The organism is Streptomyces sp. Mut1, assembly GCF_030719295.1.
Lineage (GTDB): Bacteria > Actinomycetota > Actinomycetes > Streptomycetales > Streptomycetaceae > Streptomyces > Streptomyces castrisilvae.
In genome coordinates this window covers 2,513,121-2,530,539 of record NZ_CP120997.1, presented here as the reverse complement: position 1 = coordinate 2,530,539, position 17,419 = coordinate 2,513,121, and the positions used below count along the sequence as shown (strand labels likewise).

Genomic DNA, 17,419 nt, shown 5'->3' with positions numbered 1-17,419 from the left:
TCTTCCTCACATCCGGAAGACGCCGAAGCCGGCGTCGCCCAAGGGCGCGTTGGCGCACGCGGTCAGGGCGAGCCCCAGCACCTGCCGGGTCTCCAGCGGGTCGATCACGCCGTCGTCCCAGAGCCGGGCCGTGGCGTAGTACGCGTTGCCCTGGGTCTCGTACTGCTCGCGGATCGGGGCCTTGAAGGCCTCCTCGTCCTCGGCGCTCCAGTCGTCGCCCAGCTGGTCGCGCTTGACGGTGGCGAGGACGGATGCGGCCTGCTCGCCGCCCATGACGGAGATCTTCGCGTTGGGCCACATCCACAGGAAGCGGGGGCTGTAGGCCCGGCCGCACATGGAGTAGTTGCCCGCCCCGTAGGAGCCGCCGACCACCACGGTCAGCTTCGGCACGCGGGTGCAGGCGACGGCGGTGACCATCTTCGCGCCGTGCTTGGCGATGCCGCCGGCCTCGTAGTCCCGGCCGACCATGAAGCCCGAGATGTTCTGGAGGAAGACCAGCGGGATGCCGCGCTGGTCGCACAGCTCGATGAAGTGCGCGCCCTTCTGGGCGGACTCGGAGAACAGGATGCCGTTGTTGGCGACGATGCCGACCGGGTGGCCGTGGATGTGCGCGAAGCCGGTGATCAGCGTCGTCCCGTACTCCGCCTTGAACTCGGCGAACCGGGAGCCGTCGACCACCCGGGCGATCACCTCGCGCACGTCGTACGGGGTGCGCGAGTCGACGGGCACCGCCCCGTACAGACCGGCCGGGTCCACCTTCGGCTCGTCCACCGGCCGCACCGACCAGGGCAGCGGGGCCCGGTCCGGCAGCGTCGCCACGATGTCGCGCACGATCCGCAGCGCGTGCGCGTCGTCCTCGGCGAGATGGTCGGTGACCCCCGACGTACGGGAGTGCACCTCGCCGCCGCCCAGCTCCTCGGCCGTGACCACCTCACCGGTCGCCGCCTTCACCAGCGGCGGGCCGCCCAGGAAGATCGTGCCCTGGTTCCGGACGATGACGGCCTCGTCGCTCATCGCCGGGACGTACGCCCCGCCGGCCGTGCACGAGCCCAGCACCGCCGCGATCTGCGGGATGCCGGCGCCGGACATCCGGGCCTGGTTGTAGAAGATCCGCCCGAAGTGCTCCCGGTCGGGGAAGACCTCGTCCTGCATCGGCAGGAAGGCGCCGCCGGAGTCCACCAGATACAGGCAGGGCAGCCGGTTCTCCAGCGCCACCTCCTGGGCCCGCAGATGCTTCTTCACGGTCATCGGGTAGTACGTGCCGCCCTTGACGGTCGCGTCATTGGCGACGACCACGCACTCCCGGCCGCTGACCCGGCCGATCCCGGCGATCACCCCGGCGGCCGGCGCGGCGCCCCCGTACAGCCCCTCGGCCGCCAGCGGGGCCAGCTCCAGGAAGGGCGAACCGGGGTCGAGCAGCGTGTCCACCCGCTCCCGGGGCAGCAGCTTGCCGCGCGCCACATGCCGGGCGCGGGCCTTCTCACCCCCGCCGAGCCTGGCCGTGGCGAGCCGCTTGCGCAGCTCGTCGGCGAGCGCGTGATGCGCCGCCTCGTTGGCCTGCCAGGCCTCCGAGGCGGGATCGGCCGCGCTCGCCAGCACCGGTGCCTGCTGCATCCTGTCGAGCCCCCTTGCCCGTACCGCAGTGTCGTGATGAGCGTCAACGCGACGATGTTAGTGACCGTTAACGTGTCCACAGGTTAACGACCGCTAACGCGCCTGTCTAGAATGGCTGCTCATGAGCACCCATGCCGCCGCCCGCGTCGCGGCTCCCACCCGTCGCGAGCAGATCCTCCGGGAGGCCGCCCGGCTCTTCGCCGAGCGCGGCTTCCACGGTGTCGGCGTCGACGAGATAGGGGCCGCGGTCGGCATCAGCGGCCCCGGCCTCTACCGGCACTTCCCCGGCAAGGACGCGATGCTCGCCGAGCTCCTCGTCGGCATCAGCGAACGACTGCTGGCCGGCGGGGAACTCCGGGTGTCCGAGGACGCCGTCTCGGGCGACAGGTCGCCCGAGGCCCTGCTGGACGCGCTCATCGAGGGCCACATCGACTTCGCCCTCGACGACCGCCCCCTGATCACCCTGCACGACCGTGAGCTGGACCGCCTGCGGGACACCGACCGCAAGCGGGTGCGCCGGCTCCAGCGGCAGTACGTCGAGGTCTGGGTCACCGTCGTCCGCGACCTCTACCCGGACCTCCCCGAGCACGAGGCCCGCGCCGCCGTCCACGCCGTCTTCGGCCTGCTCAACTCGACCCCGCACCTCGGGCCCGTCCGGGGCTCCAGCGCGGGGGAGGGGGCGGACGCCGTGACGCCGAAGGGGGACTCCGGACAGGCCCCGGGCCGCCCCGACGCCCTGCCAGGGCGCACCGAGACGGCGGCGCTGCTGCACCGGCTGGCGCGGGGGGCCTTCGCCGCCGCGGGGGCCCGGGAAGGTTCCTGACCGGCCGCGCCCGGACCACGGCACAATGGGCCCATGCCGATACCCAGCCGTGCCGCCCTCGTCGAACAACTCGTCCGCACGCGCATCGCGGGAGACGTCGCCACCCCGCGCGACAACAACCTCTCCCACTACCGCAAGCTCGCCAACGGCGACCGGTACTTCTGGCTGGGTCTCGAACTGGGCGACCGCTGGCGCGACGAGCAGGACGTGCTGGCCGTGATGGCCGAGCGGTGCGGGGTCAGCGACGACCCGGAGCACCGGTTCGGGCAGGACACCATCGACCCGGAGCTGACCGTCGCCGCCCTGGACCGGGCGGCCGCCCGGCTGCGGAAGGCCGCCGACGGGGCCCAGCGGGTCCTGTTCGCCACCGGCCACCCCGGCGGGCTGCTGGACGTCCACCGGCAGACGGCGGCGGCGCTGCGGGCGGCCGGCTGCGAGATCGTACGCATCCCGTCCGGGCTGATGGCGGACGAGGGCATGGTCTTCCAGTTCGCGGACGTCGCCGTCCAGGAGCGCGGCGCCACCCTCTGGCACACCCACTCCCCGGCCCCCATGGCGGCGATCCTGGACGGCCTGGAGCGGGAGGGCCGCCCGCTGCCCGACCTGGTCGTCGCCGACCACGGCTGGGCCGGGTGCGCGGCGCAGCGCGGCCTGGACGCCATCGGGTACGCGGACTGCAACGACCCCGCCCTGTTCCTCGCGGAGTCCGAGGGCACCCTCCAGGTGGCCGTCCCCCTGGACGACCACGTCCTGGACCCGCGCTTCTACGACCCGATGACGGACTACCTGCTGGACGCGGCGGGGCTGCTCTAGAGCCTGTCCTCAGGGGCTTCGGGGGTGGCGCGGGCGTACCGCGCGGCCAGGTCCCGCAGGTGGGCGACCAGCTCGGCGGGCTCCGTCACCGTGAAGTCGTACCCCAGCATCCCGAGGTGGACGGCGAGGCTGTCCAGCGTGTCCGCCCCGGTGTCCAGCACGCAGGTGTGCGCGTCGACCGGCTCCACCACGCCGACCGCCGGGTTGATCCGCTCCAGCACGGCGCCGGCCGGGGCGTGCACCGTCACCCGCGCCCGGTACCGCCAGGCCGCGGCCGACACCTTGCCCGCCACATAGACGGCGGCGTCCCCCTCCGGGTCCTCGCGCGGCGCGAAGCGCGGCCCGGACGGCGTGCGCGGCGTGATCCGGTCCACCCGGAACGTCCGCCAGTCCGCGCGGTCCACGTCCCACGCGACGAGGTACCAGCGGCGCCCCCAGTTGACGACGCGCTGCGGCTCGACCAGCCGGCGCGACGCGTTCCCCGCGTGGTCCCGGTAGTCCAGCCGCAGGCGCTCGCGGTCCCGGCAGGCCGCGGTCAGCGTCATCAGGAGGTCCGGGCCGACCCCCGGATCGGCCCGGTCGGCGGGCACCGGCACGGTGTACTGCTGAAGCGCCCGCACCCGCCGCCGCAGCCGCGAGGGCAGCACCTGCTCCAGCTTGGCCAGCGCCTGGAGCGATGTCTCCTCCATGCCCGGCATCGCGCCCCGCGCGACCGTGCGCACCGCGATCGTCACCGCCACCGCCTCGTCGTCCTCCAGCAGCAGCGGCGGCATCGCGGCCCCGGCCGCCAGCCGGTAGCCGCCGGCCGAGCCCCGGGTGGCGTCCACCGGGTAGCCGAGGGTGCGCAGCCGCTCGACGTCGTTGCGCACGGTCCGGCCGCTCACCCCCAGCCGTTCGGCGAGTTCGGAGCCCGGCCACTCACGCGGTGACTGGAGCAGGGACAGCAGCTTGAGCAGGCGCGCGGAAGTTTCCAGCATGGTCCGCACTCTCTCCGTTCATCAGGAACGAACCTTTCCTACATCGATTCTAGAGTTCTTTCCATGGAGAACAGCAGCGCCACCGCAGCCCGCACCGCCCAGGACGACTCCACCGAGGAGATCCGCCCCTTCCGCGTCGAGATCCCGCAGGCCGACGTCGACGACCTGCGTGACCGCCTCGCCCGTACCCGCTGGAACACCGGACTGCCGGGTGTCGACGGCTGGACCCGGGGCGTGCCCGCCGAGTACCTCAAGGGCCTCGCCGCGTACTGGGCCGACGGCTTCGACTGGCGGGCCGCGGAGGACCGGCTGAACGCCTTCCCGCAGTTCCTCACCGAGATCGACGGCCAGGACATCCACTTCGTCCACGTCCGCTCGGCGAAGGCCGGCGCCCCCGCCCTGCTGCTGGTCCACGACTGGCCCGGCTCGTTCGTCCAGTTCGCCGACGTCATCGAACCGCTCTCCCGCGACTTCGACGTGGTCGTCACCTCGACCCCCGGCGTCGGCTTCTCCGGACCGCTGACGTCGACCGGCTGGAACACCGGCCGGATCGCCGCCGCCTTCAACACGCTGATGGCCCGCCTCGGTTACGGAAGCTACGGGGTCCAGGGCAACGGCGGCGGGGCCTGGATCGCCGCCGAGATGGGCCGGCAGGCCCCCGACTCCGTCAACGGCGTCCACGTCAACGGCCTCGTCACCTTCCCCTCCGACGACCCGGCCGACTTCGCTGGGCTCACCGAGGCCGAGCAGGCCCGGCTGGAGCGTCTCCAGAACTTCCGCGACGACAAGATGGGCTTCAACGTCATCCAGTCGACCCGGCCCGAGACCCTGGCGTTCGGCCTGCACGACTCGCCGGTGGGCCAGCTGGCCTGGATCATCGAGAAGTTCAAGGAGTGGACCGACCCGGCCGCCGAGCTGCCCGAGGACGCCGTCGACCGCGACACCCTGCTGACCAACGTCAGCCTCTACTGGTTCACCGGCACCGCGGGCTCCTCCGCCCACCTCTACTACGAGATGGCCCACGACCCGGCCGCCTGGGCGCCGAAGGAGCGGGGCACCGTCCCGACCGCCGTCGCCGTGGCGCTCCAGGCAGACGTGGCGATCCGCCGGTTCGCCGAGCGCGACCACCACGTGGTGCGCTGGACCGAGGTCGACCGGGGCGGCAACTTCCTCTCGCTGGAGCAGCCGGAACTGCTGACGAAGGACGTCACGGAGTTCTTCACGACGCTGGGCTGAGCGGAGGTGGCGGCGGGATCAGGGGATCAGGGGGTGAGCGGCCGGCCCCCGCCACCGGGCCCGCCACGCCCCTCGCCGGGCCCGCGGCCTTCTTCGCCGGGCCCGCCACGCCCCTCGCCGGGCCCGCGGCCTTCTTCGCCGGGCTCGCCACGCCCCTCGCCGGGCCCGCGGCCTTCTTCGCCGGGCCCGCCACGCCCCTCGCCGGGCCCGCCCGCCGGATCGTCTCCGGCGGTGCGGGCCCGGCGCCGTTGTTCCCGCCCCGAAGTCGGGTCCAGATACACCCGCTTGATCGACGCGTAGCGCTCCCGCAGCCGCCGCTCGGCCACCTCGCAGGCCCGCTCGACCTGCTCGGCGCTGACCGTGTCCAGAAAGTCGACCTTCGCGGCGACCAGGACCTCGTCCGGCCCCTGGATGAGCGTGGTCAGCTCCAGTACGGCGATGACGTGGTCCACCGAGAGCAGCTCCTCCCGGATGCCCGCCCGCATCGGTGCCGACACCGGCCGGCCGATCAGCAGCTGGGCGTTGGACCGGCCGAGCACCCAGGCCACGTACACCAGCAGCGCCCCGATCAGCAGCGAGGCGACGCCGTCCCAGACCCCGGAGCCGGTCAGCCGGCCGCCGAGCAGCCCGCCCGCCGCCAGCAGCAGCCCCACCAGGGCCGCCGAGTCCTCCATCACCACGGCCTTGACGGCGGTGTCGGGGGTGCGCCGGAAGTAGTGCCTGGCGGGCGCGCCCAGCCGGACGGCCTCGCCGCGCACCTGCTTCAGCCCGGTCCGCAGCGAGAAGCCCTCCAGCAGGAAGGCGACGGCGAGCACGAGGTACGAGATCAGCGGATTGCCCAGCTCCTCGCCCGCGAGCAGGGTGTGCACGCCGTCGTAGACCGAGAAGACCGCGCCGCCGACGAAGGTGGCGACGGAGGCGAGCAGCGCCCAGATGTACCGCTCGGGGCCGTACCCCAGCGGGTGGTCCTCGTCGGCCGGCTTCCCGCTGCGCTTGAGCGCGGTGAGCAGCAGCACCTCGGTGACGGTGTCGGCGACGGAGTGCGCCGCCTCGGAGAGCATCGCGCTCGATCCGCTGATCAGCCCGGCGACCGCCTTCGCCACGGCGATGCCGAGATTGGCGAGTGCCGCGACGACGACGGTGAAGGTGGACCCCCCGCCACTGCTTTTCGCGTCAGTCATGCTGGGGAGTATGTCCGCGGCCGGGCCGCCGGTGTCCGACGCGCGGCCGGGGCCGGCGGGCCGGTCAGCGGGGGACGCGGACGACACCCTCCTGGATGACGGTGATCGCCAGGCGCCCGTCCTGGGTGTAGATGCGGGCCTGGCCGAGCCCGCGCCCGCCGGACGCGGACGGCGACTCCTGGTCGTACAGCAGCCACTCGTCGGCCCGGAACGGCCGGTGGAACCACATCGCGTGGTCCAGGCTCGCCCCCACCACGTCGCCGACCGCCCAGCCGCCGCGCCCGTGGGCGAGCAGGACGGAGTCGAGCAGCGTCATGTCGGAGACGTACGTGGCCATGCAGACGTGCAGCAGCGGATCGTCCGCCAGCTTGCCGTTGGTACGGAACCACACCTGGGAGCGCGGCTCGCGCGGCTCGCCGACCGTGCCGAACGGCGGCGCGTCCACGTACCGCAGATCGACGGCGGCCCGCGCCTCGATCAGCCGGTCCACGACGTCGGGGCCGTTGAACCGGTCGGCGTAGCGGGGCAGCATCTCGGCGGCGGTGGGCAGCGTCTCGGGGTCGGGCGCGGCCGGCATCTCCGCCTGGTGCTCCAGGCCGTCCTCGTACGTTTGGAACGACGCGGAGAGGTGGAAGATCGGCTGCCCGTGCTGGACGGCGACGACGCGCCGGGTGGTGAAGGACCGGCCGTCGCGGATGCGGTCGACGCTGTAGACGATCGGCGCGCCCGGGTCGCCCATGCGCAGGAAGTACGCGTGCAGCGAGTGCGCGATGGGGTCTCCCCCGCCCGAGTTCATTCGAGAGCTTGGGGAACGGTCGGCCGGCACGGTGCGGCCCGCGGCGACGAGCGCCTGGGCCGCAACCTGTCCGCCGAAGACCCGGGGCACGAGCGCGGACCGGCTGCTGCCCCGGAAGATGTCCCGCTCGATCTGCTCCAGGTCGAGCAGATCGAGCAGGGAACCGAGTGCGGTGCTCATGGAAGGAACGTAGTCGTTCTGCGGCTTCGCCCTACAGGCCCATGGACTTGGCGATGATCGACTTCATGACCTCGCTGGTGCCGCCGTAGATGCGGTTGACCCGGTTGTCCGCGTACAGGCGGGCGATCGGGTACTCGTTCATGAAGCCGTAGCCGCCGTGCAGCTGGAGGCAGCGGTCGATCACGCGGTGCGCGACCTCGGTGCAGAACAGCTTCGCGGAGGCGGCCTCGGCGGCGGTCAGCTCACCGGCGTCCAGCGCCTCCAGCGCGCGGTCGGCGACGGCCTGGGCCGCGTCGACCTCGGCCTGGCAGGCGGCCAGCTCGAACTTGGTGTTCTGGAACGAGGCGACGGTCTTGCCGAAGACGGTGCGGTCCTGCACGTACTCCTTGGCGAACCGCACGGCCGCCGCGGCCTGCGCGTACGCGCCGAAGGCGATGCCCCAGCGCTCGGACGCCAGGTTGGTGCCGAGGTAGCCGAAGCCCTTGTTCTCCTCGCCGAGCAGGTCCTCGACGGGCACCTTGACGTCGACGAACGCCAGCTCCGCGGTGTCGGACACCCGCAGTCCCAGCTTGTCGAGCTTGCGGCCCACGGAGTAGCCCTCGGACTTGGTGTCCACGGCGAACAGCGAGATGCCGAAGCGGCGGTCGTCCTCGCGCGGGGCGGAGGTCCGGGCGCAGACGATCACCCGGTCGGCGTGCACCCCACCGGTGATGAAGGTCTTGGCACCGTTGAGCACGTAGTGCGTGCCGTCCTCGGAGAGCTTGGCGGTGGTCTTCATGCCCGCGACGTCCGACCCGGTGCCCGGCTCGGTCATCGCGAGGGCCCACATCTCCTCACCGGTGACGAACTTCGGCAGCCAGCGCTTCTTCTGCTCGTCGGTGGCCAGCATCTTGATGTACGGCAGCCCGAGCAGCGTGTGCACCCCGGAACCACCGAACGACACGCCCGCCCGCGCGGTCTCCTCGTAGATGACCGCCTCGTACTTGTGCGACTCGATGCCCGCCCCGTCGTACGCCTCGTCCACCGTGATCCCGAAGACGCCCAGCTCCGCGAGCTTCGGATAGAACTCGCGGGGCGCCTGCCCCGCGGCGAACCACTCGTCGTACACGGGCACGACCTCGGCCGCGATGAAGGCGCGGATGGTCTCCCGGAACGCCTCGTGGTCCTCGTTGAATACCGTACGGCGCACGGGGTGCCTCCCTGATCGGCGATCTCGGCTGCTGCGGTTCATTTCCGGCATGGCTAAGCGCTTGCTCAGCCATGGTTAAAAGTTACCCGGCGGTCACGGAGCTGTCCAGGGTGATGCTGAGCACGCGGGACGGGAACGCGTGCGCCCTCGGGGGTGATCTCCGGGCCGGAGGCCCAGGGGTGCCCGAGCGTGCGGTATGTCCTTTCCGGCCGCACGCCGAGGCGTGGTGAAGGGCGGAAACGGCCCGGGTGATCGCTGCGATGCGTTTGGTGCCGCAGCTCGCTCCACTGTCCGCGGCCCGTTCTCGATTCGGCCATCTTGTGCTCCGGAAAGGCTTGCTGGTCGGCCGGAAGTCGCCCTGCTCCGTATCGCCGCGCGGCCCGCCGTAAGGAGACGCGCCGCAGAGGGGGCGCGGTCCGCCGTAAGGAGACGCGCCGCAGAGGGGGCGCGGTCCGCCGGGGTGGGCCCTCACCTCGCGGACCCACCCTCCTCACTGACATGAACATGTGTTTTTCGCCAACCGGTCATCGACGTGTCGGACTTGACAGAGGCTCATGATCGTCCGGTGATACGCTCGCGGGCACATGCCAAGTGAGTGTTCGCCTTGGCGTGGCTACAGCCAGGGGGCTCTCCGGGCGGTGGCGTCTGCCCACAGCCGAGGGTCCGCTTGGACAGATTTCGAGAGCTGGACTCCAGCCGCTCAATAGAGAGTCACATGACGAATTTTTGGCAGGATCCGACAGTCTGGGCGCTTGCCGTCGGCGTCGCTGTCGCCGCCACGGCAATCACTCGCCAGCGAATAACGATCAAGGCGCTACGTCGTCAGAAGCAGGGCTTTCAAGGTGAGCTGAACGCATCGCAGGGCAGGGTCGCCGACCTCGACTCCACCGTCACCGAGCTGCGCAGCGGCTACGACGAGGTGGTCCGCCAGGCCAAGGAAGAGGCGGAAGAGGCCACAAACACCGTACTGAAGTCGGCCATGCGGACCCTTCAAGGTCTCGCCGCGGAGCAGCAGCGGGCCATCTCCGGGCTGCAGAAGAAGTACGGCGACTCGACCGTGTTGCGGGACATGCTGGACATCGACCACATGAACTCGCAGTTCAACAGGCGTGCGCAGTCCATTGCCGTGCTGTGCGGCGGGTGGCTCGGCCGGCAGCGGGAAGCCGCGGCGGTCTATGACGTGATCCGCGGAGCGCAGGGCCGTATCCGGCACTACCAGCGCATCGAAATCGCCTCACGGGTCGATTTCGCGGTGACCAGCCGCGTCGTCGAACCGATCGCGCTGACGGTGGCCGAGCTGCTCGACAACGCGACCAGCTACTCCGAGCCGTCCACCATGGTCGAGGTCGAGGTGCGGACGGTGCCCCGGGGCATCTGCATCGTGATCGACGACGCCGGTGTCGGCATGAGCGAGGAAGAACGGACGAACGCCACCGCCCTGCTGACCAGCGGGTCCGCGGTGAGCGTCTCGGAGCTCGGCAACCCTCCCGCGTTCGGTTTCGCGGTGATCGGTGCCCTGTGCGCGCGGTTCGGCTTCACGGTCGCCATCGACAGCACCTCTCCCTACGGCGGCGTCCGCGCGGTGGTGATGGTGCCGAAGGAGTTGCTGACCGAGATGCCCGAGCCCAAAACGCCCACGTCCACACAAGAAGTCAACGCTGCCGCGAGCCGTGGTGCGGCTCTCGCGGCGACAGAGGGCGGGCTGCCCCGGCGACGGAACAAGCGCGGCATGGCGCTCGTGCCGGACGGCGGCCGCAGGTCCGATGAAGCGCCGCCGGCCCGGTCACCAGAGGCACGGGTGGCGGCCATGGGCGCGTTTCAGCGTGGCACTCTCAGCGGCCGAGGTGCGGGGGGACCGGCCGCCGAAGGTGATACCGCTGCCGATTCACACGAAGGATTCGATGCCCCGTGAGCGACGACCTGTCCTGGATGCTTGAGGACGCGCTGCAGATTCCGCATGCTCTCCACGCGGTCCTGATTTCTGCCGACGGCCTCCAGATGTCCCGTACCGCGGAGATTGACAGAGGCGATGCCGACAAGGTGGCCGCCGCTGTCTCCGGCCTGCAGTCGCTCAGCCGTGCCGTCAGCTTCTTCTGCGGTGAGCACGCGGCGAACTGGCGCCAGACGCTCATCGAGTTCGACGGGGGCTGGGTGTTCCTGAACGCCGCCGGTGGCGGCAGCTACCTTGCCGTGGCCGCCTCGGCCGAGGTCGACATGCAGGACATCACGTACCGGATGCAGCAGTTGGTCAGCCGGCTGGGCAAGGCGATGTCGACCGGCCTTCGCGGCGACACGGTCACCTCATGACGGAACCCGGCCGTCCCGAGCTCGAGTTCGTGTCCGAGGCCGGAGAACTGGTCCGGCCCTACGTCATCACCCGGGGCCGTGACCTGCCCGGTGAGGGCGAGTTCGCCCTCATCACTCTCGTCACGACGGCCACCGACGAGCAGCAGCGCCCCCAGCGGCTCTCGCCCGAGGAGCAGCAGATCCTGGAGATGTGCTCCAACGGCTACCTCTCGGTCGCTGAGATCGCCGCGCACTCCCAGCTGCCGCTCGGGGTGGTCAAGGTGCTGCTCAGTTCCCTCGCCGAGGGGGGCTATCTCGTGACCCGGGCGCCGGTGCCCTCGGCCCGTACCACCAACAAGGCCTTGCTTAAGGAGGTGCTCGATGGCCTCAAGGCTCTCCCTGTCTGAGGATGCCTATGTGCCCAGCGGCGCACAGCAGACTGCAGTGAAAATCCTGGTCGTCGGGCATTTCGCCGTCGGCAAGACCACCCTGATCGGCTCACTTTCCGAGATCACGCCGTTGTCCACCGAGGAGCGGATGACGACGCTCTCGGAGCAGGTCGACGACCTCAAAGGGGTTCAGGGGAAGGCCACCACCACCGTGGCCCTGGACTTCGGCCGGCTGACGCTGAGCGAGCGCATCGTTCTGTATCTGTTCGGCTCCCCCGGACAGCAGCGCTTCGTGAGCCTGTGGGACGACACGGCCCGCGGAGCGCTGGGCGCCCTGGTCCTGGTGGACCCCGAGCGCCTGGCCGACTCCTTCGACGTCATGGATCTGGTCGAGAGCTACGGCCTCGATTTCGCCGTGGCCATCAATCACTTCGACGGCAGTACGGCCCACACCCCGGAGGAAGTCCGGGTGGCACTCGACCTGCTGCCCGACACCCCGGTCGTCACCATCGACGCGCGCGACGAGAAGTCGTCCGTCGACGCCCTGATCACCTTGGTCCGCTATCTGCACGAGCGCGCCGACCTGGAGCACCCATGACAACCCCCTCCGTACCTCCGCCCGGCTGCCCCGCACACGGCAGCGGGCAGCGAATACCCCTGGACAGCGCGGAGTTCGCCGCCAATCCGCACGCGTACTACCGCTACATGCGCGAGCTCGGCCCCACCGCTCCGGTCACCATCGCCCCCGGCGTGGAGGCGACGCTGGTGACCGATTACAACGCGGCTCTGGAGCTGCTCCAGGATTCGACGACCTTCCGCAAGGACTCACGCCGCTGGCGTGCGCTGGCCGAGGGCTGTATACGCCCCGACAGCCCTGTCCTGCCGCTGCTGGCCTACCGGCCGAACGCGATGTTCACCGACGGCGCCGAGCATGTGCGGCTGCGGCAGGCCATCACCGACTCCTTCGCCCGCGTCAGCGACAAGCGGCTGAGCCGGATGGTCCGCCAGGCAGCCCAGTTCCTGATCAACCAGTTCAGTGCCCGCGGCAGCGCCGACCTGCTCCGCGACTACGCCCAGCAGCTCCCGCTGTACGTGTTCAACGAGCTGTTCGGCTGTCCGGCGGGGATCGGTGACCGGGTGCTGTTCGGCATCTCCGGCATGTTCGACGGAGTCAACGCCGAAGCGGCCAGCCAGGTCCTGCTCGGAGCGGTCGGCGAACTGGTGGCGCTCAAGCGCGCCCAGCCCGGGGAGGACATCACGTCCTACCTGATGCAGCATCCGGCGCAGCTGAGCGACGAGGAACTGGCGCACACGCTGGTGTTGCTCCTCGGTGCGGGCGGCGAGCCGGAGGGCAACCTGATCGGCAATGCCTTCTACACGATGCTGACCAACGAGGAGTTCGCGCGCCTGGGGCAGTTCGACAAGGCCGTGGACGACACGCTGTGGCGCAACGCGCCGATGTCCAACTACGCGCCCCACTACCCGGTGGTCGACACGGACGTGGCCGGCGACAAGGTGCGCGCCGGTGACCTGGTGCTGGTGTCCTTCGGCGCCGCCAACACGGCGCTCGCGGACCGCGGTGCCGACACCCGTGGTCACCTCGCCTGGAGCGCGGGCCCGCACGCCTGCCCGTCGAAGGAGCCGGCCAGGCTGATCGCCCTGACGGGCCTGGAGACGCTGTTCGACGCCCTCCCCGACGTTGAACTCGCCGTCCCCGCGGACAGCCTCGCCTGGCGGCCCGGCCCCTTCAACCGGGCCCTGGCCTCCCTGCCCGTCCGGTTCAGCGCGGTCACCCCGCGCGCCGCGGCGGCACCGGAGCCGACGGCCACGCCCCGCTACCAGGCACCCTCCGTCGCGGCCACGCCCACGCCCGCGGCGGCGCAGCCCGCCGGCAACAACACGGGGCGCTGGAGCAGCTTCATGAAGTGGCTGACGGGCCAGTAGCCCACACCCCCTGTGACGCATGTGACACAGGCAGTTGACGTCGCCTGCATGAATGATCAACTTCCTGGGTAGGACGGCGCGGAGTGTCTGGAGTGACAAAAGATGAAGGAGAGGCAGTGGACCTCGCAAGCATCTCCGCGCCCCCATCCGCGAGCGCCCGGCCGGGCTCGCAGCGCGCCACCCGCAGCAGGCGGGACCCGCGCGGGGACGCCGGCCCCGACCAGCCGCGGGACCGAATACCCGCTGCCCCCGGCAGCGGACCGGCCCTCGTCCCGTCCCCGGCCGGCGGAGCACGTCCCCGTACTCCCGCACCGTCCGGACGCGTTGCGCGCCACGACGTGCGAGGAACACGATGACCTCCCGACCGGGCCCCGGCATACCGGCAACCAGCCCCGGTGAGACGACGCTCGGCGACCACGTACTCGGACAACTGCGGCGCCTGGGCGCCGCGGCGGGCCTGAGCGAGGCGGACACCGACCTGTACGGGCAGGTCCTGATCGGCTCCCTCGCAGACGCCGCCCACCGGCCGCTGTTCCTGCCGCCGGCCTCGCCCAGCTTCCTCTCCGACGACCACACCCCCGTCGAGTTCTCCCTCGCCGGCTCCCCGGACGCCGCCCCGGCCCTGCGCGTGCTCGTGGAGCCCGGGTGGGCCCACGGCGACATGGCCGACAGCGGCCGCGCCGGGCTCGCGGTCATCCGTGAGATGGGCGCCCGCTGGGGTTTCGCCACCGACCGGCTCGACGCCCTGGCCGACCTGTTCTTCCCCGACGCGGCCCAGGGCCCCCTGGCCCTGTGGTACGCGCTCGATCTGCGCGCCGGAGGGGTCCCAGGGGTCAAGGTCTACCTGAACCCCTCCGCCTCCGGCCCGGAAAACGCGGCCCGCACCGTGCGCGAGGCACTGCGGCGGCTCGGCTACGGCCAGGCCTTCGAGCAACTGCCCCCGGCGGCCGGCTATCCGTTTCTCGCTCTGGACCTGGGCGCCTGGACGTCCCCCCGCGTCAAGGTCTACGTGCGACACCCGCGCATGTCGGCCGATGACGCCTGCGCGCTCAGCCGTACCTCCGGAGCCACAGCGGCCGACATCCGCTATTTCTTCCACGCGGCCGCGGGCTCCCTCGCGCCGTCCGAGCGCGGCGGGAACGACCCCCTGCGACTGGTGCGGCGGCCGGCGCTCACCTGTCACTCCTTCACCGGAGGCGACAGCACCCCGAGCGGCTTCACGCTCCACATTCCCGTTCGCGACTACGTGCGCGACGACGAGGAGGCCCTTGCCCGCGCCACAGCCCTGCTGACCCGGGCCGGCATGGACCCCACCGCCCTGAGCCGAAGTCTGGGAGCGCTCACACAGCGGACCCTCGCCGACGGCGTGGGGCTGATCGCCTACCTGGCCCTGGTGTACGAGCGCAACCGGCCGCCCCGGCTCACCGCCTACCTGAGTTCCGAGGCCTACCGCGTCCGGTCACCGCAGGAGCAGTACCCGCGGGGCACCTGGATGCCCGCGCAACGCACCCAGAGCACCCTGGACCTCGGGCACCGGGCCGTCGGCCACGTCAGCCCGCACATCGCACAGAAGGAAGTCACGTGGAGCCCTACCGCATCAAGGTCGTAGAACCTCTTGCCTTCACCACCCGGGAGGAGCGCGAGGCCGCGCTGAAGCGGGTCGCCTACAACCCCTTCGAGCTGCGGGCCGACGAAGTCACCATCGACCTGTTGAGCGACTCCGGGACCGGTGCCATCTCCGCGGACCAGCTCGCCGCGGGAATGCAGGGCGACGAGTCCTACGCCGGCAGCCGCTCCTTCTACCGGTGGCACGAGGTCGTCTCCGAACTCACCGGCTACCCCCACATCCTGCCGGCCCACCAGGGGCGCGCGGCCGAGCGCATCCTCTTCTCCTCGCTGCTGCGGCCCGGCACGAGTGTGCTGTCCAACACGCACTTCGACACCACCCGCGCCAACGTCGAACTGACCGGCTGCACGGCGTACGACCTGCCCTGCGCCGAGGCCAAGGACCTCGACAGCGACTTTCCGTTCAAGGGCAACATCGACCTGATCGCCCTCGAACAGGCCCTGGAGAACGCGGACCAGAGGCCCGTTGGGGCCGTGCTGATGACCATCACCAACAACGGTGGCGGCGGCCAGCCGGTCAGCATGGACAACCTGCACCGCACCGCCGAACTGTGCCGCCGTCACAACGTGCCGATGATCCTCGACGCGGCCCGCTTCGCGGAGAACGCCTGGCTGGTGACCCAGCGCGAACCCGGCTACGCCGACCGCACCCCGCGCCAGGTCGCCGAGGAAGCCTTCCGCCTCGCCGACGGCTGCGTCATGAGCGCGAAGAAGGACGGGATCGTCCACATCGGCGGCTTCATCGGCCTGAAGGACGCCGAACTCGCCGAGCGGTGCGGCGGTCTGCTCATCGCCACCGAAGGATTCACCACCTACGGCGGTCTGTCCGGACGCGACCTCGACATGATGGCCCGCGGCCTCATCGAAGTGACCGAGCCGGCCTACCTCGCCGAGCGTGCCGACATAGCCGCCCATCTCGCCGCACGCATCCGCGAGGCGGGCGTCGACATCGTGGAACCCGCCGGTCTGCACGCCCTCTACGTCAACGCCGGACGCCTCCTGCCCCACATCCCCCCGCACCAGTACCCCGGCACCGCACTCGTCTGCGAGCTCTACCTGCGCGGCGGCATCCGCTCGGCTGAGCTGGGGTCGCTGTACCTCGGTGAGGAGGACGAGCACGGCAACCCCGTCAAGACGGCACCCTACGAACTCGTACGGCTGGCTCTCCCCCGACGGGTCTACACCCGCAGCCACTACGACCACGTTGCCGCCACCCTGGCGGATATCGCGAAGAACCCTGAATCGGTCCGTGGCTACCGGGTTACGGGCCAGTCCCCGATCCTCCGGCACTTCAGCATCAAACTGGAGCCCGTGAAGTCCGGCGACTGATCAGCCGCTCCTGGTTCGCTACGACGCGAGACGGGTCCACGCAACGACGAAGCTCCTGGCAGCCGGGTCCTCGACCGAGATCACCCGTGTCCGCCAGGGGCTTCGCGTGCTTGTCCACCCGTCGGCGACCGGCCTGTCCGGCCGGACCCTGCGGGTTCCTGCACCGGCCCACCCGCGATGCGGACGATGCGAGAGAAGGCGTTCGTCATCCCCTGACGGCACGGGACCGTCGAAGCCCTCGCCGATGCAGGACTCGGATGCTGGGCGGGCAGGGCGGACAGGGCGTACCAAGACGCCAAAAGCCCCGTCCGCGTACCGATTCGGGGCAGGCGTCCCAAGGCGACACAGAGTTGTTCCCTCGGTCTGGCCAGCGGCCGCGAACAGGGAAGAATGCACCTGCGGCGCCGTGGTCACGGCTTCCATTTCTGCAGTGCTGATGCATCCGGATCGATGATCAGGGCCACGTGGGCTCGGAGATCCTGGTTGGCCGGATTCATGCTCGGCGTTCAGTGACCTTCGGAATGATTTATTTACTTTCGTTTGCATGCTGCGTCAAGCGCAACGTGAGTTCCGCACTGGCGAGCATCCTGACCACTTCGATTGAATCATTCATGAGCTCTTCTCGGACAATGTCGACCGGATCGACTCCGTGGGTATCTCCGTCCAGGCCGGTTGCCTCGATCACGTAGCGGTAGCCTCTGGTCGTCCTGGAGTCGTCCACGATGGTCCACCAAGCCCCATGGCATTGGATCAAAAAGTCTGCAACGTAAGCCATGAGGTCTGTCTGGAAGGTTACCCAGTCCGACTCTTCAAATTCGTGAAATGGCAACCTTGATGCGTAATTCTGCAGGGCGGGAACCAGGTTTAGCGGGTCACTTGCGTAACTGGACGGCGGGACGCCGAGCATGTCGGCAACATCGATGATGGTGAGGCGTCCCTCCTCGGCCCAGCGCTCAAGCCTGGGGTCCGGGATTCCTTCCTTCGTCATGTTGCGCCCTTCTTCTCTGGTGGATCTTGGTCGTGACACCTCCTGCCA

15 protein-coding genes and 1 pseudogene are annotated in these 17,419 nt (G+C 70.5%); 10 read left to right on the top strand and 6 right to left on the bottom strand.

All coding sequences use genetic code 11. The features are described 5' to 3' along the window. Nucleotides 1–6 precede the first annotated feature (6 nt). Nucleotides 7–1,614 carry a carboxyl transferase domain-containing protein gene (locus P8A18_RS10805; protein WP_306053711.1) on the bottom strand — a complete coding sequence of 536 codons (1,608 nt, stop codon included), beginning with the start codon at nt 1,612–1,614 and terminating at the stop codon, nt 7–9. Nucleotides 1,615–1,735: 121 nt separating this feature from the next. Here P8A18_RS10805 and P8A18_RS10800 point away from each other — a divergent pair, with 121 nt between their 5' ends. Both P8A18_RS10800 and P8A18_RS10795 read left to right on the top strand, forming a co-directional pair. Then, nucleotides 1,736–2,437 carry an SACE_7040 family transcriptional regulator gene (locus P8A18_RS10800; protein ID WP_306053710.1) on the top strand — a complete coding sequence of 234 codons (702 nt, stop codon included), beginning with the start codon at nt 1,736–1,738 and terminating at the stop codon, nt 2,435–2,437. 33 nt (nt 2,438–2,470) lie between these two features. Further along, nucleotides 2,471–3,250: a phosphatase gene (locus P8A18_RS10795; protein ID WP_037711345.1), complete on the top strand. Its 780-nt coding sequence runs from the start codon at nt 2,471–2,473 to the stop codon at nt 3,248–3,250. Here the strand turns inward: P8A18_RS10795 and P8A18_RS10790 are convergent. After that, nucleotides 3,247–4,227 carry a helix-turn-helix transcriptional regulator gene (locus P8A18_RS10790; protein ID WP_306053708.1) on the bottom strand — a complete coding sequence of 327 codons (981 nt, stop codon included), beginning with the start codon at nt 4,225–4,227 and terminating at the stop codon, nt 3,247–3,249. The two genes, P8A18_RS10795 and P8A18_RS10790, sit on opposite strands and share 4 nt — an antisense overlap. Nucleotides 4,228–4,290: 63 nt before the next feature. Here P8A18_RS10790 and P8A18_RS10785 point away from each other — a divergent pair, with 63 nt between their 5' ends. Continuing rightward, nucleotides 4,291–5,463, top strand: a complete 1,173-nt coding sequence (locus P8A18_RS10785; RefSeq protein ID WP_306053707.1) for an epoxide hydrolase family protein — start codon at nt 4,291–4,293, stop codon at nt 5,461–5,463. A gap of 203 nt (nt 5,464–5,666) precedes the next feature. On the opposite strand, the pseudogene P8A18_RS10780 reads toward P8A18_RS10785, so the two are convergent. The 3 genes and pseudogenes from P8A18_RS10780 to P8A18_RS10770 form a co-directional block, all read right to left on the bottom strand. Continuing rightward, nucleotides 5,667–6,644, bottom strand: a pseudogene (locus P8A18_RS10780) (cation diffusion facilitator family transporter); the annotation flags it as partial. A gap of 64 nt (nt 6,645–6,708) precedes the next feature. Beyond that, nucleotides 6,709–7,620 (bottom strand): acyl-CoA thioesterase, encoded by a 912-nt coding sequence (locus P8A18_RS10775; RefSeq protein ID WP_306053706.1) that lies wholly within the window; start codon nt 7,618–7,620, stop codon nt 6,709–6,711. A 31-nt stretch (nt 7,621–7,651) separates the two neighbouring features. After that, the gene (locus P8A18_RS10770) at nt 7,652–8,809 is read right to left on the bottom strand and encodes an acyl-CoA dehydrogenase family protein (RefSeq protein WP_306053705.1); all 1,158 of its coding nucleotides are present in this window, start codon (nt 8,807–8,809) and stop codon (nt 7,652–7,654) included. 715 nt (nt 8,810–9,524) lie between these two features. Here P8A18_RS10770 and P8A18_RS10765 point away from each other — a divergent pair. The 7 genes from P8A18_RS10765 (at nt 9,525) to P8A18_RS10735 (ending at nt 16,383) form a co-directional block, all read left to right on the top strand. Then, nucleotides 9,525–10,721 (top strand): ATP-binding protein, encoded by a 1,197-nt coding sequence (locus tag P8A18_RS10765; RefSeq protein WP_306053704.1) that lies wholly within the window; start codon nt 9,525–9,527, stop codon nt 10,719–10,721. Then, complete coding sequence (locus P8A18_RS10760) at nt 10,718–11,116, top strand: roadblock/LC7 domain-containing protein (RefSeq protein ID WP_306053702.1); 399 nt, start codon at nt 10,718–10,720, stop codon at nt 11,114–11,116. The genes P8A18_RS10765 and P8A18_RS10760 overlap by 4 nt, the downstream gene beginning before the upstream one ends. Next, complete coding sequence (locus tag P8A18_RS10755; protein WP_306053701.1) at nt 11,113–11,502, top strand: DUF742 domain-containing protein; 390 nt, start codon at nt 11,113–11,115, stop codon at nt 11,500–11,502. The genes P8A18_RS10760 and P8A18_RS10755 overlap by 4 nt, the downstream gene beginning before the upstream one ends. Continuing rightward, nucleotides 11,477–12,082 carry a GTP-binding protein gene (locus P8A18_RS10750; protein WP_306053700.1) on the top strand — a complete coding sequence of 202 codons (606 nt, stop codon included), beginning with the start codon at nt 11,477–11,479 and terminating at the stop codon, nt 12,080–12,082. Before P8A18_RS10755 ends, P8A18_RS10750 begins: the two co-directional genes overlap by 26 nt. Continuing rightward, nucleotides 12,079–13,428 carry a cytochrome P450 gene (locus P8A18_RS10745; RefSeq protein WP_306053699.1) on the top strand — a complete coding sequence of 450 codons (1,350 nt, stop codon included), beginning with the start codon at nt 12,079–12,081 and terminating at the stop codon, nt 13,426–13,428. Before P8A18_RS10750 ends, P8A18_RS10745 begins: the two co-directional genes overlap by 4 nt. Before the next feature lie 352 nt (nt 13,429–13,780). Then, nucleotides 13,781–15,037 carry a tryptophan dimethylallyltransferase family protein gene (locus P8A18_RS10740; RefSeq protein ID WP_306053697.1) on the top strand — a complete coding sequence of 419 codons (1,257 nt, stop codon included), beginning with the start codon at nt 13,781–13,783 and terminating at the stop codon, nt 15,035–15,037. Next, nucleotides 15,010–16,383, top strand: coding sequence for a tryptophanase (locus tag P8A18_RS10735; protein WP_306053696.1), 1,374 nt, complete (start codon nt 15,010–15,012; stop codon nt 16,381–16,383). Before P8A18_RS10740 ends, P8A18_RS10735 begins: the two co-directional genes overlap by 28 nt. Nucleotides 16,384–16,909: 526 nt before the next feature. Here P8A18_RS10735 and P8A18_RS10725 read toward each other — a convergent pair. Continuing rightward, entirely contained in the window at nt 16,910–17,371 is a 462-nt protein-coding gene (locus P8A18_RS10725) for a hypothetical protein (protein ID WP_306053695.1), read from the bottom strand. Nucleotides 17,372–17,419: the final 48 nt, after the last annotated feature.